This is a genomic window from Mycobacterium sp., assembly GCF_035653355.1.
Lineage (GTDB): Bacteria > Actinomycetota > Actinomycetes > Mycobacteriales > Mycobacteriaceae > Mycobacterium.
Map to the genome: position 1 here is coordinate 1 of NZ_DASRBZ010000412.1, position 7,265 is coordinate 7,265.

Genomic DNA, 7,265 nt, shown 5'->3' on the forward strand with positions numbered 1-7,265 from the left:
GTCAACGCGGGATAATCACCGTCGGCATGCGCACGCAACGGCCCGACCCGGCGAGCGATATCAGCGAACTCACGCAGCTCCGGCGTGTCGTCCTCCGACCAGGCGGACAGCTCCAAAACGCCTTCGCGCACTTCACCTTCGCTGCCGTCGACGGTCACCAGTTTTCCGGCCAGCGATTCGGCGACTCCGCGGCCACAGCCCACCACGGCCACCTTGCCGAGTTCGCGGCTGACCACCGCGGCGTGGCTGGAGGCGCCACCGACTTCGGTGACGATGCCGCGTGCGGCCAGCATGCCGTGGACGTCATCGGGGCTGGTGTGGTTGCGAACCAGAATGACGTCCTCACCGGCGTCGGCGGCGTCCATCGCGTCATCGATATCCGTGTAGGCACGGCCTGATGCCACCCCGGGGCTGGCCGGCAATCCGCGCGCCAAAAGTGATGCGGCCAGCCGGATTTCCGGCTGCAGCGACGGCAGCAGCAGCGTTTCGACTTGAGCGGGAGTGACTCGGTGCAGCGCTTCGGCGTCGTCGATGAGTCCTTCGCGGCGCAGTTGCAGTGCCAGTCGCACCGCCGCCTGTGCCGATCGTTCGGCGGCCCTGGTCTGCAACAGCCACAGCTTGCCCTCTTCGACGGTGAACTCGATTTCTTGGACGTCGGCAGCAAGCCGCTCCAGTGTCCGGGAGGCGGCCATCAGCTCGTCGTAGACCGATGGTTGCTCGTGACGTAGGGCGGCGATCGGTTCGACGTCGACGGTGCCCGACACCACGTCGTCTCCTTGCCCGCCGGGTAGCCATTCGCCGAACCGTTCATCGGCGCCGGTTATCGGATTGCGCGAAAACACCACTCCCGCACCAGAATTGCTCCCCATGTTACCGAACACCATCGACTGCACGACGACCGCGGTGCCGCCCTTGTCGTCGATGCCGTGATGCGCGCGGTAGGTGCTCGCGCGGGGCGAGTTCCAAGAAGCGAACACGGCCTCGATGGCCATCCGCAGCTGCGTGTACGCGTCGGCGGGCACGGGGGCTCCTTCGGAGCCGCTCACACCCGGCGTGGCGATGCGTCGATACATCCGGCTAAATCGTTGCCGGGTGTCGCGGGCGAACGCCGCCGTGCCCCGCGCGGCCAGCGCCTGCTCGACAGCGTCGTCGATGCCCAGATCCAGCACTGTGTCCATCATCCCGGGCATCGAGCGCGCCGCACTGGACCGTACGCTGACCAGCAGCGGACACGGTCCCTGCCCGAACGTTCGTGACGTCTGAACTTCCAGCCAGCCGATCCGGTCGAGCACGTCGTTCCAGATCGCCTTGATCGTGGCCTCAGGTTCGGCGAGGTACTGGGCGCCCACTTCGGCGGTGATGCAAAAGGCGGGCGGTACAGGCAAACCGTGGCGGCGCATGACATTGATGCCGTAGCCCTTATTGCCCAGCGCTTCGCGCGGCAGTTCCGCGGTGCCGTCGAGTACCGGCACGAGCGATGACGGCGGCGCCGACGTCGAGGTCGCTAAGTGCCCGGCCGACGTGTTATCGCGGGCGCCGCCATGAGGCACGCCACGGATCATCGCCTACACCCCTCGTCGCTCGGCCGTCCTGGCCAGCCCTGACACCTCTTCCGGCAAACGTCCGATTGCCAGCTATGGTCCCACAGTGCGGGCGCCGCGGCGGCGTCAGGACTGTCCGCGCAGCAAGCCGAATCCGAAGTTTGTACCGAATCCGCGGCGCAAAGCCAGATGAATCCACAGTAGGGCGTACGGCTCGAGGAGCCGGGCCAGGGTGAGATCGCCGACGTCGACGGCATCAAAACCGAGCTCCTCGACGAGGCCAGCGGTGACGGACTTAGCCTGGTCATCGTCGCCGCAGACGAACATCACCGGCTTGCTCGGCAGTTGAGGGCCGTCCATCATCGCCGCGCCGATTTGGTTCATCGCTTTGCAGACCCGTGCGCCCGGCGCCCACCTCGCGACCTGCTCGGCTCCCGAGGCGGTGAACCCGATCTCCAAGCCGCTGAAGTCCGGTGTCAGCGGGTTGGTGCAGTCGATGAGGACTTTGCCGGTCAGGTCTCCGCAGCTCTGCACGGCGTCCTGGGTACCTTGCCAGGGCGTGCACAACGCCACGACCTCGGCTGACGCGGCTGCCGATTCGTTGGTGCTCACCGCACCCAGCGACGCATACTTCGGGTCATCCGGGCGGCGGACACCGAACCTGACGTGATGGCCACGGTTGGTCCAGGCGGTACCCAGCGTGGCGCCGACGTTGCCGGCTCCAATGATTGCGATCTTGATGTCAAGCTCCCTTCGTCGGGGACGCCGAATAACACCGTACTTCGATCTGAGCAACCCGCTGCCGGCTTCGTCACCGGCCTCCCGCTGTCGGCCCGTATCGTCGCCGAGTTAAGTTTGCGGTTATGACTGCCTACGACGTTGGATTATTGATCCTGCGGTTGGTGCTTGGCCTGACCCTCGCCGCCCACGGCTTCAACAAGTTCTTCGGCGGCGGCCGAATCCCGGGAACCGCGCGCTGGTTCGAGAGCATCGGCATGAAGCCTGGCACCTTCCACGCCGCCGTCGCCGCCACCACTGAAGTGTCGGCCGGACTCGGGCTGGCGGCCGGACTGCTCACGCCCATCCCCGCGGCGGGCTTCGTCTCACTGATGGTGGTTGCGGCGTGGACGGTGCACCGCGCCAACGGCTTTTTCATCGTCAAAGAGGGCTGGGAGTACAACCTGGTGCTGGCGGTCAGCGCGGTCGCAGTGGCCACACTAGGTCCCGGGCGGCTCAGCTTGGACTGGCTGATCTTCGGGCACAACTGGCTCGACGGCTGGAAAGGGCTGCTGGTATCGGTGGTGCTGGGCTTGGCCGGCGCTATCGGGCAACTACTGATCTTCTACCGGCCGCCGGTCAAGCAACCGCAGTAAGCGGGCTTAACGAGAAATCGCTCGAAGGCGGGCAAAACATGGGTGCCCTCCCGCCCCGGTAGCGGCTGCGACGGCTGATCTATAGGTAGGGGTTGGCCGTCGGTCCCAACCGACCTTCAGCGGATCAGCAAGGACAGCAGCTTCTTGCCCAACGACACTGTCGGGAACTCGTTTTCGTAGGAAACAGTGACCTGGTCACCGACCCGTCGGCGCAACTCGGACTGCAGCCTTTCGTAGATCGTCGAGCCAGACGCCGGGCATCCGGCGCAGGCCCCCGACATCCGCACAATTGCGTGGTTATCGGTCACTGCCACCAATTCGATTGATCCGCCGTGTGATTCGGCGAGCGCACCGATCGGTCCAGCGAGCAGCTCGGTGGCGACCTCGGTCAGCTCGCTAGTCGTGTCGCCGGACGAGGGGTCGACCTGCCAATCTGCGGGCTCACGCAGTGCCTCGCTCAGCGCGTCACGTATGTCGTCGCCAAGCTCGCGCCAACTGGCGCCTGGCCTCAGCGTGATCAACACATCGGTTCCGCGCACCACCAACTGGTCGATCACTCTGCGGTCAAGCAATGCACCGAGCTGACCTGGAGCATGCCGGACGGCGCCTTGAGGTGGGAGGTTGCCCGGCGGCACCACCCAGCGCAGTTGCTGAGGATCCGAGGTGGCGATGGCGTGGATCGGATTCATGCCCCGACACCTACCGCAATCGACCTGGCAGCGAACGCCATCACCCACGCGAGCACGAACATGTAACCGAAGGCAAGGGCGGGCCATCGCCACGAGTTGGTCTCGCGGCGCATCACCACGACGGTCGACATGCACTGTAGGGCGAACATGAAATACACCAGCAATGCGATGACTGTCGGCGCGGTGAAGACCTTGTGGCCGTGGTCGTCGGTCATCGTTGCCAGCGCTTCACCGGGGTCGGCGGGGTTTGTCGCGGCTGAAACCTGGCCGAGCGTCGACACGAACACTTCACGCGCCGACAGGGCACCGACCAGGGCGACATCGATATGCCAGTCGAAGCCGAGCGGTTTGAACACGGGCTCGATCGCCTTGCCGACGTCGGCGGCATAGCTGTGTCCCATCACGTATGCGGTCGCGTCGGTGGGCAACATGCCGGCGGTCTCGGATTCGCGCGTCGGCAGGTTGAGCAGCGCCCACAGCACCAGCGAAACGGCCAAGATAATGGTTCCGGCCTTGCGCAAGAACATCTTCGCCGCGCTCCACACCGCGACCAGCACGGCTTTGGGAGATGGGAACCGATACGGGGGGAGCTCCATAGTGAACGGCAGCAAGTCGCTGCGCAGGACCGTCGACTTGAACAACCACGCCGCGATCAGCGCCGAGGTTCCTCCGCCGAGATATAGCAAGAACATCGTGATGCCCTGCGCGCTGAACCCCCACCAGCGCGTCTGGGGCGCGACCAGCAGACCGACCAGCAAGGTGTACACGGGCAAGCGCGCCGAACACGTCATGAGCGGTGCGCTCAAAATGGTGGCGATCCGGTCGCGCGATGATGGCAAAGTCCGGGTCGCCATGATGCCGGGGATGGCGCAGGCGAACGACGACAGCATCGCCACAAAGGCGCGGCCTTCCAGACCCGTGATGGCCATTACCCGATCCATCACGAATGCTGCGCGTGCCATGTAGCCGATGTTCTCCAGCAACGCAATCAGCAAGAACAGCAACGCAATCTGCGGGATGAACTGCAGGACGGTACCGACACCGCCGATGATCCCGTGACCCAGCAGGCTACCCACCATGGAATTGCCCAGGTGATCGGCGACCTCGGCGCCCAACCAGTTCAGTCCGTCGCCTATGCCGTCCCGCAGAGGCGCACCGACGGTGAAGACGACCTGGAAGAACGCGAACATCACCGCGAAGAAGATGGCCGTGCCCCACAACGGATGCAGAATCAACCGGTCGATCCGGTTGGTGCGCTGATCTGGTTGCGGCGCAACATAACCCGCCGCGTCAAGCACCGACGTGCCCCAGGCGTCGATGGTGTCGTGGTCGGACGGAGGCAAAAGCGGCGGGCGCTTCCACTGGTCGAAAGACCCCAGCTGGGCGCGCAAAACCTCGATTCCCGTGCCGCGATGTGCGACGACTGCGGTTACCGGGATACCCAGCGCGGTTGATAGCGCATCGGTATCGATCCGGCCGCCACGCGACGTCAATTCGTCGGTCATCGTCAATACCAACACGCACGGCAAATCGAGGCGCAGAACCTCCGCCACGAGCGTTATCGAACGACGCAGCGTGGTGGCGTCGGCCACCAGCAGCACCGCATCGGGTCTGCCGATGTCGTCGAACTCACCAGTGAGCAGGTCTGTGACAACCTGCTCGTCCGGGCTGATGGGGTCGAGGCTGTAGGTGCCGGGCAGGTCCTCGACGACAATGGTGACGCCATTCACTTTCGCGGTGCCCACGCTACGGCCGACGGTGACGCCCGGGTAGTTGCCGATCTTCGCGCGCAGCCCGGTCAGATGGTTGAAGACGCTGGTCTTGCCGGCGTTCGGACTGCCCACCAGGGCTACGCGTCGAAGGTCTGCGACGGCAACCGTCTCGCTGCCCTCGGCGTGACACGACGTCATGGGTTGGCCTCCGGAATAACCTCAATCAGTCGCGCCTCGCGACGGCGGATACACAGTTCGGTGTCGTGGACTCGGTAGATCGTGGGATCACCTAGCGGTGCGCGGCGGATCACGTCCACGCGGGCGGTTGGCCGGAAGCCCAATTGGTGGAGTCGACGCCCGACCGAGGGGTCGGCCTGCGGCGCCAAACCCACCACGGTCGCCCGCTGACCCGGCTCCAGCCGGGCAAGATCGGATCGACGGGGACCCTGGCCTTGACCATGCATGACGTGCCCTTACTGGAGTGCAGTTAGGGTCACCTTACGCCCGCGCCCGGCGACCGGTACCGCGTTGTCATCGGGTCACCCGGCACGATGCGGCAGCCTACAGTAGACGCTCGCCCCTCGCCGGCCTAGACGTCGATCGTGGCCCGGCAACGCCATTCGTTGCCGGTATGGCTGAACTCGAGCCCGGACAGCGCGATGGCCTTGGGCGCCGCACCGATCAGCGTGACGTCGCTTAGCGACGCCACCGGCATGGTCACACGCATTGTCTCCGACTCAATCTCGAACTCTGCGCCTAACGGAACAACGCCTTGGGTATCAAGCAGATAGATCAGCTCGTCGAGTGCCGCCACGAGACGATCACTGTCATTCGTCGCGGCCAACTCAGAGGTGATGGTCCGCAGCGGCGCCGCATTGGTCGCATTGGTGACGTCGACGAAACTGTCGGTGAGTGCCATCACCGCTTCACCCAGGCACGCCTCGCGGGTCGGGCCCCAGGCTTCGACGGTGATATCAGCCGGATGGGGCAGTGCGCGGTGCCCGCGGTCGCTTGCGGTCAACCCTTCACCACACCCAGCGGTTCCAGCCGGGCCACAGTGCGGCACAGACCCGCCTGTTCAGCGACCGCGACGACCTCCGAAACGTCCTTGTAGGCGGCTGGCGCCTCTTCGACCAATCCCCGCTTCGATGCGCCGCGGACCAGGATCTTCTGTCGGTGTTCCAGTTGGTCGCGCAATTCCTTCGGGGCTACCAAGCGGGCCGCTTGATGGCGGCTGAGCCGCCTACCGGCGCCGTGACAGGTCGAATGAAACGCACCGCCACCGGTCACCCCGGCCAATACATATGACGAGGTGCCCATCGAGCCCGGTATCAGCACGGGTTGGCCGACATCAGCCAGATTCGTTGGTAGTTCTGCGTGCCCGGGCGGCAGTGCCCTGGTCGCGCCCTTGCGATGTACACAAAGGTCACGCAGTTCTCCGCCGACATGGTGCCGCTCGATCCGGGCGAGGTTATGCGAAATGTCGTAGACCAACTCCAACCCGGTACCGGTGGTCGACCGAAAAACCTCCGCTGCGGCCGTGCCTAGGAGCTGCCGGTTGGCGCGAGCATAGTTGGCCGCTGCATACATCGCCGCAAGGTAGCGCCGGCCTTCAGCTGAATCCACTGGCACGCAAGCTAATTGCCGATCAGGGACCTGCACTCCATGGCGCTGCATGGCATGGTCCATCGCGCGGACCTCGTCGGTGCAGATCTGGTGTCCCAGTCCACGCGATCCGCAATGGATCATCACGCATACTTGACCGGTCCGCAGCCCGAAAGCCTTGGCAACGGGCTCGTCGAACACTTCAACCACATGCTGGACTTCCAGGAAATGATTGCCGGAGCCAAGGCTGCCGAGCTGGGGGCGCCCCCGCTGCCGCGCTCGCTCGCTAACCGCGGACGGGTCAGCCTCGTCGAATGCGCCGCCGTCCTCGCAGCGCTCTAAGTC

The 7,265-nt window shown here is 65.1% G+C and carries 8 protein-coding genes; 1 reads left to right on the forward strand and 7 read right to left on the reverse strand.

Annotated features, from left to right (window positions below):
- On the reverse strand, positions 1-1,472 hold a 1,472-nt coding region (locus VFA16_RS14205), incomplete at its 3' end, for a pyruvate, phosphate dikinase (protein WP_324968440.1).
- A gap of 195 nt (positions 1,473-1,667) precedes the next feature.
- Positions 1,668-2,336: an NADPH-dependent F420 reductase gene (locus VFA16_RS14210; RefSeq protein WP_324968433.1), complete on the reverse strand. Its 669-nt coding sequence runs from the start codon at positions 2,334-2,336 to the stop codon at positions 1,668-1,670.
- A gap of 68 nt (positions 2,337-2,404) precedes the next feature.
- Between VFA16_RS14210 and VFA16_RS14215 the strand changes: the two genes are divergently transcribed.
- Positions 2,405-2,914, forward strand: a complete 510-nt coding sequence (locus VFA16_RS14215) for a DoxX family protein (protein ID WP_324968434.1) — start codon at positions 2,405-2,407, stop codon at positions 2,912-2,914.
- A gap of 116 nt (positions 2,915-3,030) precedes the next feature.
- On the opposite strand, the gene VFA16_RS14220 is transcribed toward VFA16_RS14215, so the two are convergent.
- The 5 genes from VFA16_RS14220 to VFA16_RS14240 all read right to left on the reverse strand — a co-directional run.
- Positions 3,031-3,603, reverse strand: coding sequence for a NifU family protein (locus VFA16_RS14220; RefSeq protein ID WP_324968435.1), 573 nt, complete (start codon positions 3,601-3,603; stop codon positions 3,031-3,033).
- Positions 3,600-5,513 (reverse strand): ferrous iron transporter B, encoded by a 1,914-nt coding sequence (feoB, locus tag VFA16_RS14225; RefSeq protein ID WP_324968436.1) that lies wholly within the window; start codon positions 5,511-5,513, stop codon positions 3,600-3,602. Before feoB ends, VFA16_RS14220 begins: the two co-directional genes overlap by 4 nt.
- Positions 5,510-5,779 (reverse strand): FeoA family protein, encoded by a 270-nt coding sequence (locus VFA16_RS14230; protein WP_324968437.1) that lies wholly within the window; start codon positions 5,777-5,779, stop codon positions 5,510-5,512. Before VFA16_RS14230 ends, feoB begins: the two co-directional genes overlap by 4 nt.
- A gap of 125 nt (positions 5,780-5,904) precedes the next feature.
- Complete coding sequence (locus VFA16_RS14235; protein WP_324968438.1) at positions 5,905-6,336, reverse strand: archease; 432 nt, start codon at positions 6,334-6,336, stop codon at positions 5,905-5,907.
- The coding region (locus VFA16_RS14240; RefSeq protein ID WP_324968439.1) for an RtcB family protein at positions 6,333-7,265 on the reverse strand (933 nt) is incomplete at its 5' end. The genes VFA16_RS14240 and VFA16_RS14235, both read right to left, overlap by 4 nt.

Coding starts and splice junctions, on each gene's coding strand:
- VFA16_RS14215 (WP_324968434.1), top strand. CDS start 2,405: ATGACTGCCTACGACGTTGGATTATTGATCCTGCGGTTGGTGCTTGGC.
- VFA16_RS14220 (WP_324968435.1), bottom strand. CDS start 3,603: ATGAATCCGATCCACGCCATCGCCACCTCGGATCCTCAGCAACTGCGC.
- feoB (WP_324968436.1), bottom strand. CDS start 5,513: ATGACGTCGTGTCACGCCGAGGGCAGCGAGACGGTTGCCGTCGCAGAC.
- VFA16_RS14230 (WP_324968437.1), bottom strand. CDS start 5,779: ATGCATGGTCAAGGCCAGGGTCCCCGTCGATCCGATCTTGCCCGGCTG.